Annotated in this window: 15 protein-coding genes; 8 read left to right on the forward strand and 7 right to left on the reverse strand. The window is 60.2% G+C overall.

Annotated features, from left to right (window positions below):
* Positions 1-5: 5 nt before the first annotated feature.
* From AB8B33_RS28575 to AB8B33_RS28585, 3 genes are read right to left on the reverse strand one after another with little or no spacing between them, the layout of a single operon-like run.
* Positions 6-3,017 (reverse strand): glycosyltransferase, encoded by a 3,012-nt coding sequence (locus AB8B33_RS28575; RefSeq protein ID WP_439018871.1) that lies wholly within the window; start codon positions 3,015-3,017, stop codon positions 6-8.
* A complete protein-coding gene (locus tag AB8B33_RS28580) occupies positions 3,011-4,189 on the reverse strand; it encodes a glycosyltransferase family 2 protein (RefSeq protein WP_439017954.1) in 1,179 nt (392 codons plus the stop codon). Before AB8B33_RS28580 ends, AB8B33_RS28575 begins: the two co-directional genes overlap by 7 nt.
* A gap of 33 nt (positions 4,190-4,222) precedes the next feature.
* Entirely contained in the window at positions 4,223-5,221 is a 999-nt protein-coding gene (locus AB8B33_RS28585) for an NAD-dependent epimerase/dehydratase family protein (protein WP_439017955.1), read from the reverse strand.
* Positions 5,222-5,880: 659 nt separating this feature from the next.
* Here AB8B33_RS28585 and AB8B33_RS28590 point away from each other — a divergent pair.
* From AB8B33_RS28590 to AB8B33_RS28620, 7 genes are all read left to right on the forward strand, one after another.
* Positions 5,881-7,407 (forward strand): ABC transporter substrate-binding protein, encoded by a 1,527-nt coding sequence (locus AB8B33_RS28590; RefSeq protein ID WP_439017956.1) that lies wholly within the window; start codon positions 5,881-5,883, stop codon positions 7,405-7,407.
* Between the two features lie 78 nt (positions 7,408-7,485).
* Positions 7,486-8,427, forward strand: a complete 942-nt coding sequence (locus AB8B33_RS28595; RefSeq protein ID WP_007823435.1) for an ABC transporter permease — start codon at positions 7,486-7,488, stop codon at positions 8,425-8,427.
* Entirely contained in the window at positions 8,427-9,296 is an 870-nt protein-coding gene (locus AB8B33_RS28600; RefSeq protein WP_439017957.1) for an ABC transporter permease, read from the forward strand. The genes AB8B33_RS28595 and AB8B33_RS28600 overlap by 1 nt, the downstream gene beginning before the upstream one ends.
* Entirely contained in the window at positions 9,297-10,505 is a 1,209-nt protein-coding gene (locus AB8B33_RS28605) for an amidohydrolase/deacetylase family metallohydrolase (protein WP_439017958.1), read from the forward strand. It abuts the gene before it with no gap.
* Positions 10,506-10,526: 21 nt separating this feature from the next.
* Positions 10,527-11,042: a RidA family protein gene (locus AB8B33_RS28610; RefSeq protein WP_439017959.1), complete on the forward strand. Its 516-nt coding sequence runs from the start codon at positions 10,527-10,529 to the stop codon at positions 11,040-11,042.
* Between the two features lie 51 nt (positions 11,043-11,093).
* Entirely contained in the window at positions 11,094-12,290 is a 1,197-nt protein-coding gene (locus tag AB8B33_RS28615; protein ID WP_439017960.1) for an aminotransferase class V-fold PLP-dependent enzyme, read from the forward strand.
* Between the two features lie 36 nt (positions 12,291-12,326).
* Positions 12,327-14,162 carry an ABC transporter ATP-binding protein gene (locus tag AB8B33_RS28620; RefSeq protein WP_439017961.1) on the forward strand — a complete coding sequence of 612 codons (1,836 nt, stop codon included), beginning with the start codon at positions 12,327-12,329 and terminating at the stop codon, positions 14,160-14,162.
* Between the two features lie 59 nt (positions 14,163-14,221).
* Here AB8B33_RS28620 and AB8B33_RS28625 read toward each other — a convergent pair whose 3' ends face one another.
* A complete protein-coding gene (locus tag AB8B33_RS28625; RefSeq protein WP_113319998.1) occupies positions 14,222-14,419 on the reverse strand; it encodes a hypothetical protein in 198 nt (65 codons plus the stop codon).
* 253 nt (positions 14,420-14,672) lie between these two features.
* Here AB8B33_RS28625 and AB8B33_RS28630 point away from each other — a divergent pair, with 253 nt between their 5' ends.
* On the forward strand, positions 14,673-15,848 hold the full coding sequence (locus tag AB8B33_RS28630; protein ID WP_439018872.1) for an adenylate/guanylate cyclase domain-containing protein: 1,176 nt from the start codon (positions 14,673-14,675) through the stop codon (positions 15,846-15,848).
* Positions 15,849-16,099: 251 nt separating this feature from the next.
* On the opposite strand, the gene atzF is transcribed toward AB8B33_RS28630, so the two are convergent.
* The 3 genes from atzF to AB8B33_RS28645 are packed head-to-tail and all read right to left on the reverse strand — an operon-like array spanning position 16,100 to position 22,100.
* A complete protein-coding gene (gene atzF / locus AB8B33_RS28635) occupies positions 16,100-17,905 on the reverse strand; it encodes an allophanate hydrolase (protein WP_439017962.1) in 1,806 nt (601 codons plus the stop codon).
* Positions 17,906-17,908: 3 nt separating this feature from the next.
* Positions 17,909-21,448 carry an urea carboxylase gene (gene uca, locus AB8B33_RS28640; RefSeq protein ID WP_439017963.1) on the reverse strand — a complete coding sequence of 1,180 codons (3,540 nt, stop codon included), beginning with the start codon at positions 21,446-21,448 and terminating at the stop codon, positions 17,909-17,911.
* A gap of 1 nt (position 21,449) precedes the next feature.
* Positions 21,450-22,100 carry an urea amidolyase associated protein UAAP2 gene (locus tag AB8B33_RS28645; RefSeq protein WP_113319994.1) on the reverse strand — a complete coding sequence of 217 codons (651 nt, stop codon included), beginning with the start codon at positions 22,098-22,100 and terminating at the stop codon, positions 21,450-21,452.
* Between the last annotated feature and the right edge of the window lie 8 nt (positions 22,101-22,108).

Here is a 22,108-nt window from a genome sequence, read left to right on the forward strand (position 1 = left end):
GTTTGCTATCCAATGAAGGCGTCGGGTTGGCTCATCAGCTCGGCGAAGGCCTGGAGAGGACGGTCCCCGCGAACTTCAAGGCGTGGCAGGGATAAGGGGTGGTCCGAGAAGCTCGTCCTCGCGGGTTTTGTTGAAAAGCCGATCTCGTAACCGGCTTGAGCAAGAATGCCAGGAACGCGGAAATCGGTGGAACCGAAGGGAAGGGCGATGGACATCACGGCCTCGCCCAACCGGCTTTCCAGCGCATCGCGCGAAAGGACCGCTTCGCCCATCAATGTAGCATTGTCCAGCGAACTTGCCGGCCTGTGAGACGCAAGATGGGACCCGAAGCGGATTCCTTGTCGGTGCAAGCTCTGGATATCGGCCCAGGACATCAGCGGTGCCGTATCCCCGTAACCGGCATCCCAATCCGACCTGCCGCCCACCTTATCCGTTACCACGAAGACGTCTGCGCTGAACCCGCTTTCAGCCAGGATCGGGAAGGCATCGGTGAGAAAATCGAGATAGGCATCGTCAAAGGTCAGAACGACGGGTCGCCCCTGGATGGGCTTGCCCTCACGCAACAGGTTGGTCAGGCTCTCGGCCGTCAGCGCATAATAGCCCTGCCGCCGGAGGAACTGCATCTGTTTACGGAAGGCTTCCGGTGCGACCCGAAAGCGATGGAGCGAGGCCGGTCCGTCGAGTGCGATTCTGTGATACATGAGCACCGGAACCGAGGTGACGACCTCATTCGTCCTTGCGGTCTCGCTATCGACGCCGGCGGGCCCCCAGATAATGTATTTGGCGACGTTCGCATCGAGCGGTACACCATGGGGCTCGATATGCACGACCGGTATTGCCGCATTGCGCTTTGCGAACCGATGAATGGCATAAAGCTCCGTCTCGATCGTTTCTTCCAGAACGAGATCAGGCAAGGTTGACAGGACCTTCCTGATCGTGCCCATGCCAAAGGGATTGTTCCAGTCGAAACCGGTTCTGCCGGGCTCGTCGCGCCGGAGATGGGCGTGGGCCGTGACAAGATAGCCGCCCGGTTTCAAGGAGGCCGCGATTTTCCGGCATACCTGCTCCAGGCTTGCCTCGTCGTCTATGAAGTAGAGGACCTCAGAACAGATGATCAGATCCTGTTCGGGCGGAAGTTCGTTTTCGACGAAATCCAGGACGCGAAGCTCCACGTTTGGAAGATCGCGGCATCTCTCGGCTGCCCTTTCCACAGCGCGGCTGGAAATGTCCGCAGCCATCACGAAGCCGACCTTTTGCGCAAGCTTTGCCGTGAACAGCCCTTCCGCGCAGGCAAGCTCCAGGGCTTTTTCGACCCCGTCCGGAATGAGGCTCAGCGTCTGCTCGTATTTGACCTGTTCGTATACCGAGACATAGTTCCAGGGATCCGGGCGCTCGAAAAAACGTTCCCAATATTCCTTTTTCGTCGTTGCCTCAGGCAGGGCCGTTTGTTCGCCTCTCACTTCAGAGGACTCGTCGGTCCTCGCGACGACAGGGGTGGCAAGCCGTTGCTGATAGTCGGATTCCGTCTCCAGCAAGGATGCGTCATTATTCCCTCGTCTTCTAGCTGCAGTTTCGACGAGCGCGGTCAGATGTAGCTTTTTGAAGAGATATTTGATCTGCCGCCGTCGCCCGCTGCGCTGTCGGACAATTTTGCCGAAAGCTCCCATATTGCGAACGGCTCCGGCCGTCCAGGAGCGGGCATAGGAGAACGTTAAAGGTGTGGGCAACCGATCTTCGGCCTGCAATTCATCGATAATCAGGCGAACTTGAGTGCGAACCGAGAGATCTCCCCACAAGGGGCCGACATGCGATCCGATATATAGTCCTCTAGCAAAGACGTGCAGCAGCAGCGTATCGGCCCCATTAACCTTGGTGATCCAGGTCAGCTTGTCGATGTCGATGGCAGCCACCTGCAGATGGCCGAGCGCGAAGGAGCGAGACATGTCGGGTGCCGAGATTGACCAGACAACGAGCTCTTCCACCCGGCGCCCGGTTCCGGGCAGGGAGTGCCGCTCAAGCAATTGTACGAGATCGAGGAATGCCGGCTTCCAACGCTCCAGCAAATCGACGAGATCGGCGGGACGCGCTACTTTCAGGCCGATCTGCAATCCATGCAATATCACTTCAGTCAGGAAGTTCTCATAACCGGAAGCGTTGGGAAATTCGGGCAGAAGCTCTGCAAGCGCGGCAAGTTCGTCTCCCGCGCAGAGGTTGACTGAGGCGGCCCAGGCGAGCATTCGCAATTGACCGAGCGCAGGCGCCGTCCATCGGGCGTCCTCACCATCCGGCGACAGCCCCTCTTTCGAGCGCAGCGCTTGCGCCCTGCTGGTGACACGGACTGCATCCCTCAGCATTTTCAGCGGATCACCAGAGAGAGAGCCGGTCTTCATGCGATAAAAGGCAAGGCACCTTTCGACCTGCCGGAACGAAACTCCCGCAAAAGCCATACGGAGCCAGAGATCCCATTCCTCGCAAGTCTGCAGTTCGACATCCAAGCCGCCCAGCCGGATGAAAAGGTCTCTGGGAAAGACCACCGTATGAATGGCCAGGGCACAGAAGGACGAGAATTCCCGCTTTGCCTTGTCGCCTGCGAGGTCAGGGGGTATTTCGACACCCAGCATCCGGCCATCAGGCGTGACACGGCGATGGCTGCAATAGGCAATGATCGGTTGCTGGCCATCGGCGGCAACTGGCAGCATGCTTTGGATGAAAACAGGGTCCAGCCAGTCATCCGCATCAAGCATGCAAAGCAGGGGAGCGGTTGCAAATCCGGCGGCCACGTTACGCGCCGCGGATGCGCCGGCATTCGGCTGACGGTGGATCAGGATCCGGCTATCCGCTTGCGCAAAGCCCTCGAGCACTTCCCAGGTATCGTCTTTCGAACCGTCATCGACGACCACCGCCTGCCAGTTCGACACCGACTGTTTTTGCAAGCTGCCCAAGCAGTCGGCCAGAGTTTCTGCCGCGTTATAGGCGGGGATAAGGAACGATATGTCCGGCTTCGATACGGTTACCATGCCGGCATCTTCCAGCGGCGAAGGACATACCAGGCGCCGTTCAGGCATCCCAGCATTTCCTCCTTCAGAAAGAAGTTGTCCGAGGTTGCTCCCCTCGGCAGCCGTTTCCTCAACTTTCGAAGATAATACCGGGGCAGGGCGACAAGGATGCGCCGCAGATTGCCCCGGTTTCCGGTGTTCTGGTACTGGACGAGCAGGGCCGCCACATGGCCGCTCATATATTGGCGGATCTGCTTGGCGAGCCCCTTCATCTCCTTGCGATGGAAATGCCAGGAAACCGCGGTCGGCTCGTAGCGACAGGTGCCGCCGTGGTGGAGAAGTCGATTCCAGAGTTCGGAATCGCCCGAGCACCCTGCCGCGCCCATATCCAGCCGCACGTCGAACAATCCGATATCGTCGAATATCTGGCGGCGGAATGCCTGGCTTGCGCCCGCGCCTATCAGCCAGGCAGGCGCCCCGTATGATGCGCTCTGGCGATAGAAGTCTTGACCGAAGTCCTGACGCGTATAGCCTCTGCCAAATCCCCAATGGGTTTCGAATATCAGTTGCGCGGGCGTGGAAAGCTCTCCGGGAAGGACAAGGCCGGTAACGCATCCAATCTCGGGCCGGTCAAAGGCCTTCATCAGGTTCTCCAGCCACTGTTCATGCAGCACCACGTCGTCATCCGTGAACGCCAGGAACTCGGTCTTTGCCGCGCGCACGGCGGCATTGCGGGCGTAGTCCAGCCCGACCCTATTCTCGCGTACGTAGGTCGCGCCGGCGGCCTCCACGACGCGGCGCGTACCATCACCGGCTGAGGCGTTGTCGACGACGATTACCTCAACTGGAGGCAGGGACTGCTTGGGGATTGACGCGAGACATCTAGCCAGTTCGTCCGGCCGATCCTTGGTGCAGATCAGAAGGCTGACGTCGCGGTTCCTGATCGGCGCCTGCATCACATTCCGAACGTGTTCGATGGTCTCCGGCAACACGGCGCGCGCAGCCAGAGCGTTCGGGATTTCTGACCCCTCGATATAGGCCTGACCGACGGGAAGGCCTGCGGAGACGAAGACGACGAGCCCGGCGCTGATCGCCGGGGCATTCGGACCAACGTCATCCGACGAAAGATCCAGGTATCGGATGGGCACAGGAAAGACATTGTCTTTCATGTCACTCGGTATGGCGTCACTCATTAGTATACTCTGCGCCAGATGCCGGGGAACTGTTCAGCGTCCTGCCTTGGCCAGCCGGTGGGAGCCCGCCTGAGCTGCCTCCGTCGCGGTAATTTTCATCTCCTGCCTGAACCACTCCAGAGTCTTTGCAACGCCTTCTTCATAGCTGATCGCGCACGACCATTCGGGCATCACGTAGTTCGCATTCGTCAGATCTGGCCGTCTGTTTGTCGGGTCATGCGGCGGCGAGGGCTCGAAGACGATCGGAATGCCGCCCATCAGGCGCGAGACATACTGCGCCACTTCCAGGACTGAGATCTCCCGATCGTTCCCGATGTTAAGCGGACCCCTGTAATCCGTTTCGTTCATCCAGAAGTAACGTGCAAAGCCATCAATGATGTCATCGACATAACCCCAACTTCGGGACTGCAGGCCATCCCCGAACACCGTAATGGGGCGGCCGGTCAGGGCCTGGGCGACGAAGTTAGAGACGGCTCGGCCGTCGTCCGGCCGAGTCCTCGGTCCATATACGTTGAAGGGCCGAACGATCTTAAGGTCCAGACCCTGCGTGCGCTGCATTTCGAACAGTAAGGACTCGGTGCAGCGTTTGCTTTCGTCATAGGATGAGCGTGGCCCAGTGCAATCGACCTGGCCCTTATAAGACTCCGGCTGCGGCGAGACCAGCGGATCGCCATAGACTTCTGAGGAAGAGGTGAAACAGAAGCGGCCTCCTCTTTTCAGAAGGTCCAGAAGACGGAAGGCTCCAATGAGATTTGCCGAAATGGTTCTCTTGGGTTCCTTCATGTACCACGGCGGCGAGGCCGGAGAAGCAAGGTGATATACTTCGTCAAACTTATCCGAAGTCTGAAGCTCTTCCACGTCGGATTGCACAAAATGGAAGCGGGGATCCTGGATGTGGGAAATATTCGCCTCACGGCCAGTCCAAAGATTGTCAACAACAACCAGCTTTTCGATGTCGGTGCGATTTAAAAGCCTATCGCACAAATGTGATCCGAGAAAACCAGCTCCGCCTGCTATAAGCACTTTCTTCATGACTTCTCCAGCAGATGACATATTTCGTTTTTCTGGAATTTAAAGTTCAGAACTTTGATTGTTCAGTTCGGCGAGTGGCGGTTACTTTGGATTTTTGCAACGCCTCTATAGAAAATCGATGCGCCAAGAATAATGTCCATCCATGCACCGTTTTAGAGAAGGATACTGATGTCCGCCTTCGGCGCACCTCAATGTCCTCGATAAAAAGCAACACAATCGCGTTCTAGCTTTTTTGCGCGCTGGCCAACACGGACTTAAGTCCGACATGGCCTACCTTCCTCTGAGTGAATGCCGAAACGCTTAAAGAGCGAGATGGATGCGCGACCCGCGGCCCATTTAATTCCAGATTGCGCCTCCATAAGATCGAGGCGCGACGCCAAGATCGGGCTCGTTGGTGGCAGTGATCGGCCGCACAAATCTCCCATGAACTCAATCGTCTTGGGCTACGGCTCGAGCAGATCAAGCGCGTCGCACGCAATGGCGGACTCGCCTGTGCCGTTGCGAAACAGCATGAAATTGCGACGATTACGGTTCCGCCCGTGCGCCTATTCATTTCTGCCGATGGAGCCGCTTTCCCGATTGACAGGACCACTTCCGTCGCTATTCTATTATAAAATCCGACATAACATAATTGTGGAACATTAAACCGGGAGCATAAAATGAAGACACTTGTCGCATTCCTTCTCGGCACTGCGCTGGTCGCATTGCCGACAACTTTGCTGGCCCAGGAAAAGGGTGGTGTTATCAACGTCGCAACGATCGGCGAACCGCCGACGCTTGACCCGATGTCCTCGACTGCCGACCTCGTCGGCATCGTCACGCAGCATATTTTCGAAACACTTTACACCTTCGACAAGAAGTGGAATGTCACGCCGCTTCTGGCTGAAAGCCTGCCTGACATCAGCGCCGACGGTAAGACCTACACGATCAAGCTGCGCACCGGCATCAAGTTTCACGATAACTCCGACATGACGTCTGAAGACGTCGTCGCCTCGCTGGGCCGTTGGACGAAGATCGCCTCGCGTGGCAAACAGGTCGCAGGCTTTATCGACTCCATCACCGCCGTCGATCCGGCGACCGTCAAGATCGCGCTGAAGCAGCCTTATGCGCCATTGACCTCGCTGCTCGCCTTCAACAACTCCGCCGCCATCATCATCCCTGCTGAAAAGCAGGATGAACCGATGAAGGAATTCATCGGCACCGGCCCCTATATGCTAAAGGAGCGCAAGGCGGACCAGTACATCCAGCTCGTCCGTTTCGATGGCTACAAGTCGCGCGATGGCGAGAGCGACGGTTACGGCGGCGCGCGCCACCAGTATCTCGACGAAATCCGCTTCGTACCGGTTCCGGATGCAAACACCCGCGTCGAGGCCGCCGTTTCCGGCCAGTATGATTATGTCGACTCGATCCCGGTCGAATCCTTCGATAAACTGAAGGCATCGAGCGCGTCGCAGCCGGTCATCCTGAAGCCATTCGGCTATCCGGTCTTCGTCTTCAACACGAAGGAAGGCCTTGCCAAGAATGTCGAGGTTCGCAAAGCAATCCGCCAGGCGCTCAGCATGGAGGACATGCTCGCCGCCGCCTTCGGCAGCACGGATTTCTACACGCTCGACGGCGACATCTATCCCAAGCCGTATGTCTGGAATACCAATGCAGGCGTCGAAGGCAATTACAATGTCGCCGATCCAGAAGGCGCCGCCGAAGCAGCCAAGAAGGCCGGCTATAATGGCGAGCCGATCCGCATTCTGACCAGCCGCCAGTACGAATTCCATTACAAGATGGCGCAGGTTGCGGCCGAATATCTGAAGACAGCCGGCTTTGCCGTCGACCTGCAGGTCGTCGACTGGGCAACGCTGACACAGCGCCGCACCGATCCGAAGCTCTGGGATATCTACATCACCCACAGCCCCTTCCTGCCAGAACCGGCGCTGATCGGGTCGCTGTCTCCAAGCTCGCCCGGTTGGTGGGATACGCCGGCGCGCAAGACCGTCGTCGATGCCTTCACTTCAGAGGTCGATCCGCAGAAGCGCGTGGCACTGTGGGCCGACGTCCAGAAGGCCATGTATGACGAGTTGCCCTACATGAAGATCGGCGATTTCAATGCCGTCTCGGCGAAATCGACCAAGCTCGAAGGTGTCGATCCGGCTCCGTGGCCGTATTTCTGGAACGCATCTGTCAAAAAGTAACGCTCCATCGAAGGATACCGGTGCGCTTGCGCCGGTATCCTTCTTCCATCGTGCCCGTCCGGCACCGGGACAGACTTCATGATACGGTACATTTTTCAGCGCCTGCTTGGCATGATTGTCGTGATGTTCCTCGTCGTCACCATCGTCTTTGTCATCGTGCGCGTTACCCCCGGCGATCCGGCTGCCGTCATGCTCGGCCCCGATGCGACGCCGCAGGACATCGCCGATCTGCGGGCCAGCCTTGGCCTCGATAGGTCGATCGGCGTGCAATATCTCTATTATATCGGCCAGTTGCTGAAGGGCGATCTCGGACAGTCGATCTTCCTCAACATGCCCGTGACGTCTGCGCTGTTCGATCGCGCCGAACCGACCTTTTTCCTGACGATCTTCTCGCTTGTTATCGCCAGCCTCATCGCGCTTCCGATCGGCATCTACGCCGCCTACCGCCGCGGCTCGTTCGTCGACCAGGCGGCAACGACGCTGGCGATGTTTGCCGCAAGCATTCCGAGCTTCTGGCTCGGCCTCATCCTGATGCAGGTCTTTGCCGTTCGCTTTGGCATGTTCCCCGTTTCCGGATATGGCGGACCGGGCTCCACATTCCTCGACCGCATGTATCACCTGACCTTGCCCGCATTCGCGCTCGGTATCGTCTCCTCGGCGCTCATCCTGCGCTTCACCCGGGCCTCGATGCTCGACGTGCTCGGTGACGACTATATCCGCACGGCGCGGGCCAAAGGGCTGATCGAACGCAGGGTTATCCTCAAGCACGCCCTGAAGAATGCGCTGATCCCGATCCTGACCGTCCTTGGTCTGACGGCTGCCGTCCTGATATCAGGGGCGGTTGTGACCGAGACCGTCTTCGGCCTCCCGGGCGTTGGCAATCTCGTGGTATCGGCCGTCCTGCGCCGCGACTATCCTGTTATCCAGGGAGCGCTTCTGGTGATCGCCGCGCTCTATGTGCTGATCAATTTTGCGATCGACATGCTCTACCTGCTCGTTGATCCGAGGGTGCGCTACTGATGACGGATATCGCGATCAAGCCGGCCGAGAGCGAAGGCCGCAAATTTATCCGCCAGTTTCTAAAGCGCAAGACAGTCGCCGTTGGCTTGCTCATTCTCATAATTTTCGTGCTGCTGGCGATCCTGGCGCCATGGGTTGCACCCTATTCGCCGTCGAAGCTTTCGATCATCAACCGTCTGAAGCCACCGAGCGGGACATATTTCTTCGGCACGGACGAGTTCGGCCGGGATGTGCTGTCGCGCACCATCTTTGCCGGCCGCCTGTCGCTGCTTGTCGGCGTCGCGGTCGTCGCGCTTTCGGCGGCGATCGGGGTCACGCTGGGACTGCTTGCGGGCTTCTTCAAGAACCTCGACACGCCAATCGCTCGCCTGATTGATGCGATGATGGCCTTCCCGGATATCCTGCTGGCGATTGCGCTTGTCGCGGCTCTTGGCCCGTCGCTGACGACTGTCATCATTGCGCTGTCGATCGTCTACGCACCGCGCCTGGCCCGCATCGTTCGCGCCTCGACGCTTGTCATCCGCGAGTTGCCTTATGTCGAGGCCGCACAGGCGCTCGGGATCTCGACCTTCCATATCATGACGCGTCATGTGCTGAGGAACCTGCTTTCGCCGATCATGGTGCAGGCGACTTTCCTCTTTGCGAGCGCCATGCTCGCCGAGGCCGGCCTGTCTTTCCTCGGCCTCGGCGTCAGCCCGGAAATCCCGACCTGGGGCACGATGATTGCCGCTGGCCGGCAATATATCGGTCAGGCGGACTGGATGACGCTGTTTCCGGGCGTCGCCATCATTCTCTCCGTGCTTTCGCTCCAGATGGTCGGTGATGGTCTGCGCGACATGCTCGATCCCAAACTTCGAAAGGACCTTTAAATGACCGGTGAAAAAGTGGGCAAGCCGCTCCTCCTCACCAATGTAAAGCCTGTTGGCTTCGGGGCTGGCACGCCGGACGGCGCGATCGACATTCTGGTCGATGCCGATGGCAAGATCGCCAAGCTCGGCCCGTCCCTGGCTGTGGCCGATGAGGTGATACGCGTCGACGGCAAGGGTGCCTTCGTCTCGCCCGGCTGGGTCGACCTGCACGTGCATATCTGGCATGGCGCCACCGACATCTCGATCCGCCCGTCCGAGTGCGGCGTTGAGCGTGGTGTGACGACGCTGGTCGATGCCGGTTCTGCCGGTGAGGCCAATTTCCACGGTTTCCGCGAATATATCATCGAGCCGTCGAAGGAACGCATTAAGGCTTTCCTCAATCTCGGTTCCATCGGCCTGGTTGCCTGCAATCGTGTTGCTGAGCTGCGCGACATCAGGGATATCGACCTTGACCGCATCCTCGAATGCTACGCTGAAAACAGCGAGCACATCGTCGGCATCAAGGTGCGCGCCAGCCACGTGATCACCGGCTCCTGGGGCGTCACTCCCGTCAAGCTCGGCAAGAAGATCGCCAAGATCCTCAAGGTGCCGATGATGGTGCATGTCGGCGAGCCGCCGGCACTCTATGACGAAGTGCTGGAAATCCTTGGCCCCGGCGATGTCGTCACCCACTGCTTCAACGGCAAGGCCGGTTCGAGCATCATGGAGGACGAAGACCTCTTCAATCTCGCCGAGCGCTGCGCGTCTGAAGGCATCCGCCTCGACATCGGCCATGGCGGCGCTTCCTTTTCCTTCAAGGTGGCGGAAGCGGCAATCGCCCGTGGCCTGTTGCCATATTCGATCTCGACCGACCTGCATGGTCATTCGATGAACTTCCCGGTCTGGGATCTGGCAACGACCATGTCGAAGCTTCTGTCAGTCGGCATGCCCTTCGACAAGGTGATCCATGCGGTGACCCATGCGCCTGCATCCGTCATCAAGCTATCGATGGAAAACCGTCTGAGTGTTGGTGCTACCGCCGAGTTCACGGTTTTCGATCTCATCGATTCCGACCTGGAGGCGACCGATTCCAATGGTGACGTCTCGGTGCTGAAAAGGCTCTTCGAGCCGCGATATGCGGTGCTGGGCAACGAGGCATTCACTTCCAGCCGTTACGTGCCGCGTGCCCGCAAGCTGGTGCGCCACAGCCACGGTTATTCCTACCGGTAAGACCAGAACACAAGACATAGCATGACAGGAGTTTGCGTGAACCAGTCTTCCGCCACCGCCGGCACAATCAGCACGTCGCCCTATGAGCGTCTTGCAGCGCTTGGCATCAAGCTTCCGGCCCCACCGCCGCCGATCGCTAATTTCGTCACCCATGTGCAGGAGGGCAACATGCTTTACCTGTCGGGGCAGGGGCCCCGCGAGCCGGACGGCTTCATGCATGTCGGCAAGGTCGGCGCCGAGGTCGGCGTCGAAACCGCCTACGCACATGCAAAGCTCACCGGCATCAATCTGCTTTCCGTCATGCATGAGGCGCTCGGCGACCTTTCGCGTGTCAAGCGTGTCGTCAAGCTGCTCGGCATGGTCAATGCCGTGCCGCATTTCGTCGATCATCCCTCGGTCATCAACGGCTGCTCGGATCTCTTCATCGATGTCTTCGGCGAAGAGGTTGGGCAGCATGCCCGCTCTGCCGTCGGCTTCGGATCGCTGCCAGGAAACATCACCGTCGAGATCGAGGCCATCGTCGCGCTCAGGGATTAATGAGGATGCGCATGATCGCTCCGGCTCAACAGATTGAAATTGGAGATACCCATGTCTGAGGACATCCGCACATCGATCGGCCTTCGCCCGGTCATCAACGTTTCCGGCACCATGACCAGCCTCGGCGCCTCGATCGTCGTTCCCGAGGCCATCGCCGCTATGTCGTCGATCCTGCCGCAGTTCGTTGAGGTCAACGATTTGCAGCGCAAGGCGAGCGCGGTTATCGCGAGGCTGACCGGCGGCGAGGCGGGCTTCGTGACCGCCTCGTGCTCGGCAGGCATTTCGCTTGCCGTCGCTGGTGCCATCACCGGCAACAACCTGCTCGCTATCGAAAAGCTGCCGGATGTAGTGCCGGAGAAGAATGAAGTCCTCGTCCAGATGGGCCATATCGTGAGCTACGGCGCACCCGTCGATCAGGCGATCCGGCTTGCCGGCGGCAAGGTTGTGATGGTCGGCCAGGCGACATCCACCCATCGCTTCCATATGGAGAATGCGATTACCGAAAAGACCGCCGCCGCCGTCTATGTCGTTTCGCATCACGTGGTTGACTACGGCCTGCTGAACCTCAAGGAATTCGTCGAGATTGCCCATGCCAAGGGCGTTCCTGTTATCGTCGATGCGGCCTCGGAATATGATCTCAGGATATTCCTGGAGCAGGGGGCTGATGTGGCGCTCTATTCCGGCCACAAGTTCCTGGGCGGCCCGACCTCGGGCATCGTCGCCGGCCAGAAGGAGCTGGTGCGCAACGCCTTCCTGCAGAATATGGGCATCGGCCGCGGCATGAAGGTCGGCAAGGAAAGCATTTTCGGCGTCATGGCGGCGCTCGAAGCCTGGGAGAAGCGCGACCACGCCGGTATTCGCGAGCGTGAGACTGGTTATCTCAACCTCTGGAAACAGACGCTCGACGGCCGCCCCGGCGTGACTGCACTGATCGAGCCGGACCCGACCAACAACCCGCTCGATCGCATGCGCGTGATCATCGATACCGATGAGGCCCATATCACCGCCTGGGACCTCGCCGATGCGCTCGGCCGCGGCTCACCGCCGATCATCGTGCGCGATCACGAGGTCGAGCATCGCTACTTCTACCTCGATCCGTGCAATCTGCATCCGGGCCAGGAGAAGATCGTCGCCAGCCGCCTGGCTGCGGAGCTCGACAAGGCGCGCGCCTCCAACGAGATCATCGCGACGCCGATCGAAAACCGCAGCAAGCGACGTTTCGAAGGTGTGCTGAAGTGGCCGGATTGATCCGAGAAACAAGGCGCGAATTCTAAGGAAGCGATCATGACAGGCATCCAGGCACAATCCATCGCAACGACGGAGCCGGTTCTCTCCGTCCAGAACCTGACGACATCGTTTCTGGTCGATGGCGCCTGGAAGCCGGTCGTTCGCAATGTCTCCTTCGATGTCGTACCGGGAGAGACAGTCGCGATCGTCGGCGAGAGCGGCTCCGGCAAGAGCGTGACTTCGCTATCGATCATGCGCCTTCTGCAGGCGGATTCGAGTCGCATCGAAGGCAAGATCATACTCGGCGGGCGCGACCTTCTGGCGCTGCCGGAAGGCGAGATGCGCAAGGTTCGCGGCAATGATGTCGCGATGATCTTCCAGGAACCGATGACGAGCCTCAATCCGCTCTTCACGATCGGCGACCAGATTTCCGAGGCATTGTTGTGCCACCGGCCGATGTCGAAGACAGAAGCACGCGCCGAGACGATCCGCTTGCTCGAAAAGGTGCGCATTCCTTCGGCTGTCTCGCGCTTTAACGAATATCCCCACCGCTTCTCCGGCGGCATGCGCCAGCGCGTGATGATCGCCATGGCGCTTGCCTCACGGCCGAAGCTCCTGATCGCCGACGAACCGACGACGGCACTCGACGTGACGATTCAGGGCCAGATCCTCGATCTGATCAAGATGTTGCAGGAAGAGGAGGGGACGTCGGTTCTGTTCATCACTCATGATATGGGCGTGGTTGCCGAGATCGCCGATCGTACCGTCGTCATGTATCGCGGCGAGCAGGTGGAAACGGGAGTGACACCCGATATCTTCCATCGCGGCAAACATCCCTACACCCGTGCCTTGCTGTCGGCCGTGCCGGTGCTCGGTTCGATGCAAAATTACCAGCGGCCGCTGCGCTTCCCCGTCGTCAATACGGCAACGGGAGAATCAAACATCCCGGTCGAAACGGCCGATACGGTCGCCGCAACATCTCGCCCGGTGCTCGAGGTGAAAAACCTCACTAAGCGCTTCGACATTCATTCCGGCCTCTTCGGCAAGCTGACTGGTCGCGTCCACGCGGTCGAGAACGTTTCCTTCGATCTCCATGCCGGTGAGACGCTGTCGCTCGTCGGCGAATCCGGCTGCGGCAAGTCGACAACCGGACGCGCAATCATGCGGCTGATCGAGGCGCAGAGCGGTTCTGTCATTGCCGATGGCAAGGATGTGCTGGCGCTCGGCAAGGCGGGCATGCGCGAGATGCGCAAGACCGTGCAGATGATCTTCCAGGACCCCTTTGCCAGCCTCAATCCGCGCATCCGTGTCGGCGACGCCATTGCCGAGCCTTATCTCGAGCACAGGATGGGGACGGCAAAGCAGGCGAGGGGACGCGTCGCAGACCTCCTCACCAAGGTCGGCCTGACGCCCGACATGGCCGCACGCTTCCCGCATGAATTCTCCGGTGGGCAGCGCCAGCGCATCTGTATTGCGCGTGCACTTGCACTGGAGCCGAAGGTCATCGTGGCCGACGAGAGCGTCTCGGCACTCGACGTTTCGATCAAGGCGCAGGTCATCAATCTGATGCTGGACTTGCAGCAGAGCCTCAATCTCGCATTTCTGTTTATTTCTCACGACATGGCCGTCGTCGAGCGCGTCAGCCACCGCGTCGCGGTCATGTATCTCGGCGAAATCGTCGAAATCGGCCCGCGCGCCGCCGTCTTCGGCAATCCGCAGCACGACTATACCAAGAAGCTGATGGCAGCCGTCCCGGTTCCCGATCCCGATCGCCGTCGCGAAAAGCGGGCTGTCGCCAATGACGAGATCAAGAGCCCGATCCGGCCCGTCGAATACAAGATCAAGCCGCTCGGATACCGTGAGGTGTCGCCGGGGCATCTGGTGGCAAACTGATCGTAGTTCGGGGGCGGCACTTTCAGCCGCCACGACGCCTAACGCCGCGTCAGGGAACCTTAATGCGTGATATCGTCGGCTCGAAGCTGGTCGATCGCGTCAAGGGCTTCGTCTGCCGTCCAACCGGCGCGCAATGCCGCGGCAACGAGCCGGACCTCCGCCTCCATTTCGAGCCTTAGGTAAAGTCCCTCCAGGGCCTCTTTGGCCGTAACCACGTGATCGTCATGCGGCACAACATCAGCAGTCCGTACGGTCATAGACACGTTCCTTTCCTTCCTCGAAGTGGGGTTGTGCTTCTTGTTAGCGCGATAACAGATTCTTTTGCGTCCCAGAGGAGAATTACGCAGCAGCGCCGATTTTGTTCCACGCATTTTGCTTCAATCGGCGCGCATTAAGATTTTTTGCAACGATGATGCCCGAAGCCCGGGAATGACACGACTGATGGACCATTGATAAAATTGCGGTAGAACGGCAGACCTCCAAAAAATCCGGAGGCCGAAGGACGTGACTATGCCTCGCTTGCAGGAACTGATCGACTGGATCATCGCCGAAGGACTATCGACAGATACCATTGAGACCATTTTGCAGGGCGTTGCGGAACGACTGACGGATCTCGGATATCCGATCCTTCGGGCGTCGATAGCGATGCCGTCGATCGATCCCGTGCAGCGGGGATTTTCGCTTGCGTGGTATCGTTCTTCCGGCTTCTCGACGGAAGTACAAGGGCATGATGAAGCGGGTCAGGAATTGTTCCGGCGCTCTCCCATCTCCTACCTTCTGGAAAACAATCTGCAATATGCCCGCTGGCGATTGCCGCCGGGACCAGATGTTCCGCCGATTCCACTGCTGACTGAGCTGGCGGAGCTCGGGGCTACCGATTATCTGATGAAGCTCGTTTCATTCCCCGGCGATACGGCGCTGGCGGGTGTCAGCTTCTCGATCGCCGTTGATGACCCCGATGGCTTTTCGGACAGGCTGATTGCCGATCTGGAGAGGTTGGTCCCGGCGCTGTCACTCGCCTGCTGCCGGATCGCTACCACACGGGTTGCGAGCGATGTGCTGGCTGTTTATACGGGCACGCGGACCAGCGGACGTATCCTGAGCGGTCATATCAGGCGCGGCGACGGCACCGCGGTCTATGCCGCGATCCTTCTTGCAGATCTCAAGAAGTTCACTTCGCTCAATGAACAGCATCAGCCCGAGCGCATCGTTGCCTGGCTCAACGAACACTTCGAGGCGATCGGCGCGCCGGTCGAGCGGGAGGGCGGCGAGATCCTGAAGTTCATGGGCGACAGTCTGCTCGCCATCTTCCCTGCCGATATCGACAACCCGGCCGAGGCATGCGACCGCGCATTATCGGCGGCGCGAACTGCCATGAACGCCAATGCTGATGTCAATCGCAGGCGAGCGGAAGCGGGAGAGCCGGAGCTTCTTGTGGATATCGTCCTTCACGTCGGCGAAGTGTTCTATGGGAATGTCGGAGCGGCTCGCCGCCTTGACTTCACCGCCATCGGCAGGGCGGTCAATGAGGCGGCGCGCATGGAGAAGTTGGCCGACGAAATCGGCCACAGCCTGCTGGCATCCGCCGATTTCGTTTTGCAGGCGCCAGGCCGTTTCGAGAAAGCCGGCATTTTTCCGCTCAAAGGCGTCGCTCGTCCAGCCGCGATTTACGCCTGGCCGGATTGAAGCGACTGTCGCCAGAGGCGCCGTTATCGGCGCCGTGGGAGTTGCCGGGCCGTCGCTGCGGCTCTCACTCAAAGTCATAGAAAAGTTTGTACCAGCCGCTGCTCGATACGGTGGCCATCATTTCGTCCCGTCTCGGCCATGGAGTGGGGTGCGGACAAAGATGATAGGTCGACCTCGTAGCGCGCCCGCACGCGCCAGGAGTCCATTCATCAGCAGCCGAACTATGAATTTCACTGCCGTACCCCTCCGGTTCAGGCGGCCGATTTGCTGCGCATATAGCTCCGCCAGCCACCGAGAGCCGTGATCTCCTCGGCCCCCTTCACAGCATGGGCTTCGCAGAGGAAGCACGATATGCTCGAACCGTCCTCCAGCGTGACCTTGCCGATACCAAGCGGGGCAGGGATCTTGGCAACGAAACGGCCGAAGCCCTCTGGGGGCAAGGCCCAGACCTCAATCTCTAGTCCGAGACCGTCATGTCCCGGTTCGCGCACGAGGCCGGGCTTCTGCGGGGTCGTATTAGGCAGCACGAAGAGGCGATAATCACCTGCTGTGCGGCAGGCCCTTACCAACGTGCCGCCCAATGTGGTCAGTTCGTGATTGAGCGGCATGCCTGTCAGATGTGCACCGACCACGGCGATGGCGATAGTATCGTCTGTCAATGAGGCGACGCGGCTCTGCTCAGGGATAACCGCAGCGCGATCGATGCCCATGCCGGCGGCGGCAGCGCGGTGCAGCGCATCGGCAAGGGGAGCCAGCGCATCGTCAGTGAAGGCTGGCGCAATCAGCGTCACGCCACCCGGCAGGCCGTTGTCGCCGAATCCGGCGGGAACAGCGATCGCGGCGCAATCGAGCAGGTTGACGAAGTTCGTGTAGCGGCCAAGCCGGCCGTTGAGCACGATCGGATCGGCCTGCATATCGGCAACCTTGTAGGTCGTCGGTGCCGTCGGCAGCAGCAGCAGATCGGCTTTTGCCCATTCGGCTTCCGTCTTGCGCCTGAGATCTTCGAGCTTGTAGCGGCCGTTGAAGGCTTCGACTGCCGTCTTGCCTTTCGCGCCTTCGATGATCTTGCGAACCGTGGGATCGAAATCGTCGGCGTTACTCGCCAGAAAGTCCTCGACGGCTGCTAGGCGCTCGGCAACCCATGGGCCGTCATAGAGGAGAGAAGCCGCCTCACGGAAGGGCGCATAATCGAAGGGAACGATCGTCGCGCCGAGCGCTTTGGCGCGCTCGATTGCCTGATCATAGAGCGCTTCGACATAGGCATCGCCGAAGAATTCCCGCTCCGCGCCGTCGAGAACGCCGAGCCGCAGACCGGCAACCGGAAGAGTTGCCGGCTTGGCACGCCGCGAAAACGCATCGGTGGCATCGAAGCCCTCGGCAATCTTGCGGATCGCGACCCCGTCGCCGACCGTCGGCGCGAAGATCGTGATGCAGTCGACGCTCTTGCAGGCTGGCACGGCGCCGGTATTCGACAGCAGGCCCGGGGTCGGCTTGATGCCGACAAGATTGTTGAAGGCGGCCGGCACGCGGCCTGAACCGGCTGTATCCGTGCCAAGCGCGAAGGTGGCGAGGCCGGATGCCACCGTCACCGCCGAACCCGAGCTCGAACCGCCTGAAATATAGTCGGCGTCAAAGACCGATCGTGGCGCTCCATGGGGCGAGCGTGTGCCATTGAGGCCGGTCGCGAACTGGTCGAGATTGGTCTTGCCGATTACGATCGCACCTGCCGCCCGCAGTCGTGCGACGACAGTTGCGTCCTTCTCGGGATTATAAGCGAAAGCCGGGCAGGCGGCGGTGGTCGGCAGCTCCGCCACGTCGATGTTATCCTTCACCGCGAAGGGAATACCCCAGAGCGGCAGGCTGTTCGGCTCGGGTGCACGTTCCATCAGAGCTCGTGCTTCGGCCCGCAATGTATCATCAGGCGTGGGCGTGATGAAGATTGCCGGATCCTTCGAGGCGGCCCGACGCGTAATGACGGTCTCGATGACATCGAGCGGGCTTTTGCCTGCCTCATAGGCTGCGCGAAGGCTTGTCAGATCAAGAATGGTCGGCAGCATGGTTCAGCATTCCTCCAGAACAACAATGATATCGCCCGCTTTGACGTTTCGTCCGGGGCCGGCACGCAGGTCGCGAACGCGGCCCGGCGCATGTGCGGTGACGTTGATTTCCATTTTCATGGATTCGATGATGGCAAGCGTGTCGCCAGCCGCGACCGGTGCACCCGGCTCGACCAGAAGTTTCCAGATATTACCGGGCACGGCGCTGGCAACGCCGAAGCAGCCTTCGGGGATATCTCCGTCAGGGCTTTCACCGGTGCCTTCGTCGGTAACGAAGCTGTCGAGGCCTGCCTCCTTCCAGCGCTGGCGCTCGGCGTCGAAGGCGGCCTGCTGGCGAGCCTTGAAGGTCCCGATCGAGACGGCATTCGCCTGCAATTCCTTCTCGTATGCGGCGTAGGAGAATTCCGTTTCCTCGATCTTCACAGGATAGCCGCCATGCGGGAAGGCATTGCGCGCCTCCGTCAGTTCCTGGTGGCTGACGGGGAAGAAGCGGATCTGATCGAAGAAGTTTAAAAGCCAGGGTTTGCCCTTGGCAAAGACCGGTGTCTGCCGCCAGGTGTTCCACACCTGGATGGTGCGGCCGAAAAGCTGGTATCCGCCCGGGCCTTCCATGCCATAGATGCACATATAGGCCCCACCGATACCGACGGCATTTTCCGGCGTCCAGGTGCGGGCTGGATTGTACTTTGTGGTCACCAGCCTGTGGCGCGGATCGACCGGTGTTGCGACCGGCGCGCCAAGATAGACGTCGCCGAGGCCGAGCACGAGATAGCTCGCATCGAAGACGACGTCGCGTACGGCCTGCTCGTCTGCCAGCCCGTTAATGCGGCGGATGAACTCGATATTGGACGGGCACCAGGGCGCATTCGGGCGGACGAGTTCCTGATACTTGCGCATGGCAAGTTCCGCATCCGGATCGTTCCAGGAAAGTGGCAGATGCACAATGCGGCTCGGCACCTTGACGTCCTGGGCTGCCGGCAGGCTCGCCTCGATCTCCGCCAGCAAGCCGAGCAGGCGTTTGCGGGTCAATGCCGTACCGTCATAGTGGATCTGCAGCGAGCGGATGCCGGGCGTGAGATCGATGATCCCGGGCAGGCGGGCCTGCGATACGGCCTGCATCAAGAGATGTACCCTGAGCCGCAGGGCGATATCGAGCGTCATCGGTCCATATTCGACCAGCAGATTGTCATCACCCTGGCGGCGGTAGACGACAGAGACAGGTCCGCCGTCGCTCTTGCCAATAACAGGCGAGCCTGTCTCTTCTTTCGCCCGATGCACGATCGGCCCGGCAATCGGGTCCTCAGACCGCGTGACGGGATGGAAGCGGATGCGATCGCCCGGCTTGAACTGGCCCATCTTCCATTGCTCGTCGCGAGCGATCACCGCCGGGCAGACGAAGCCGCCGAGGCTTGGCCCGTCCGGTCCGAGGATGATCGGCATGTCGCCGGTGAAATCGATCGCGCCGATCGCATAGGCATTGTCATGCAGGTTGGAGGGATGAAGGCCGGCTTCGCCGCCGTCGCTGCGCGCCCATTTCGGCGCGGGACCGATGAGGCGTACGCCAGTGCGGGCGCTGTTGAAATGCACCTCGTAGCGCGTCGAAAACAGCGTCTCGATATCGCCATCCTGAAAGAAATCAGGCGCGCCATGCGGACCGTAGACAACGCCGACCTCCCATTCGCGCGTCAATTCCGCTGGTTCGATTGGTGGCTTTGGCGGTTCGGCGGTGGCCTGACGGGCAAGATGCAGCACATGGCCGGTCTTCAGCGTGCCGGTGGCGTTGCCGCCGAACTGGCCGAGCCCGAAGGTGGCGCGGGAGCCCAGCACGACGGGAGCGGAAAAACCGCCCGCCACGGCGAGGTAAGCTCGCTGCCCTGGCCCATCGATGCTGCCGATCGAGAGGATCTGGCCAGCGCGGATTGTTGCGGCTTCGTCATGCGGCAGTTTCACGCCGTCGACGCTCATCGCCATCCTCGCGCCGGCAAGGGCAACCACCGTGTCGGTATGGAAACTCAGCACCGGGCCGGAGACCGTCAGTTCCAGTGCCGCGACCATATCACCATTGCCGACGAGACGGTTGGCGTGCCGGAATGAGCGCTCGTCCATCGGACCGCTCGGCGGCACGCCGACATGCCAAAGGCCGAGCCTGCCCGGCAATTCCTGAATGCTCGACTGCGCGCCCGGGGCGCTCACCTCGATAACGTCAGGCACGAAGGAAAAGTCCCGCAACGCTGTGGTGGCCACCTTGCCGCTGGCGAGAAGCTCGGAGCCTGCGATGGCGCGAAGATAGTCGAGATTGGTCTCGATACCCGATATCGACGTGCCAGAGAGTGCTGCCCTCAGCTTCTCGATTGCCGCCGGACGATCCTCGGCGGAAACGATCAGCTTGGCGAGCATCGGATCGTAGAAAGGCGTCACCTCTGTGCCGGTCTCGATCCAGCCATCGAGGCGGACATCTTCGGGGAAGACAACCTCCGTCAGCAGGCCGGCACTCGGGCGGAAATCGGCATGCGGCATCTCGGCATAGACGCGCACTTCGATCGCTGCTCCCTCCGGCTGTAGCGCCTCGGAGCCCGAAAGCACGTCCTCGCCGGCGGTCTGGCGGATCATCCATTCGACGAGGTCGATGCCGAACACGGCTTCCGTAACGGGATGTTCGACCTGCAGGCGGGTGTTCACCTCGAGGAAGTAGAATTCCTCACGTATGGGATCATAGATAAATTCGACGGTACCGGCGGATTCGTAGGAGACAGCCGAGCCGAGGTCGATGGCTGCCTTGTGCAGGCGAGCGCGGGTTGCAGCCGAAAGACCGGGAGCGGGGGTTTCCTCGACCACCTTCTGGTTTCGCCGCTGCAGCGAGCAGTCGCGCTCGCCGAGCGCGATGACCTTGCCTTTGCCATTGCCGAAGATCTGCACCTCGACATGCCGCGCCTCCGCCACGAAACGCTCGATATAGACGCGCGCATCGCCGAAGCTTGCCCGCGCGGTGCGTTGCACGCTTTCGAAGGATGCCTTCAGGCTTTCGGGATCAGCGCAGAGCTGCATACCGATGCCGCCGCCGCCGGCCGTACTTTTCAGCATCACGGGATAGCCGATCGTTTCTGCCGCCGAGAGCGCTTCATCGGCGCTCGAGAGCAGGCCGGTGCCGGGCAGGAGTGGAACGCCGCTCGCCTTGGCGAGTTCGCGCGCCGTATGCTTCAGGCCGAACGCGGAGAGGTGTTCGGGCCGCGGGCCGATGAAGGCGATGCCTTCGGCGGCGAGCCGCTCGGCAAAACCGATATTTTCCGAGAGAAACCCATAGCCGGGATGCACTGCTTCCGCCCCCGTCGCCTTGCAGGCGGCGATGACGGCATCGACATTGAGATAGCTTTCGCTCGCCGGTGCCGGCCCAAGGCGGATTGCTTCATCGGCCACCATTGCGGGTTTGGCGAAGCGGTCGGCATCGGAATAGACGGAGACCGACGCAATGCCCATGCGCCTCAGGGTCTTGATGACCCGGATGGCGATTTCGCCTCGGTTGGCGATCAGGACTTTCTTGAACATGTCAGTCCTCGCCATCCCAGATCAGCACCCGGATCGGCGTCGGATCGAAACCGTTGCAGGGATTATTGATCTGCGGGCAGTTGGAGATGACGCAGAGCACGTCCATCTCGGCGACGAGTTCTACATAGTCACCCGGCGCGGAAATGCCGTCGACGATTGTCATCTCGCCATTCGGCTTGATCGGCACGTTCATGAAGAAGTTGATGTTCGGCACGATATCGCGCTTGCCCATGCCGTGCTTGCTGACTTCAAGCACGAAATTGTCGCGGCAGGCGTGGAGATATTTTGTGCCATGGCCGAAGCGCACGGTGTTGCTCTCGCAGGAGCAAGCGCCGGCCGAGGTGTCATGGCGGCCGCAACTGTCGGCCGTCATGGTCAGCATGACATTGCCTTCGTTCGACACGATTTTCGTACCGATGCCGATATAGGCGGCACCCTGCATGCGCATCGTATCCTGATTGGAATAGCGCTCGGAGACATCATCGGCACGATAGAAGAGCGTGTCGATCGCCTGCTGGCCGTAGCTGTCCTCGATGCGGATTGTCTGGCCCTTGCGCACGATGCCGGACCACGGCGCTTCGGCCGCGATGAAATGATCCTGGGCGGCATTTTGAACGCTGCGGGCAGGGGAGGTCTGGATGAAATCGGACATCGTTCTCT

Source organism: Rhizobium sp. 768_B6_N1_8, from assembly GCF_051811225.1.
Lineage (GTDB): Bacteria > Pseudomonadota > Alphaproteobacteria > Rhizobiales > Rhizobiaceae > Rhizobium.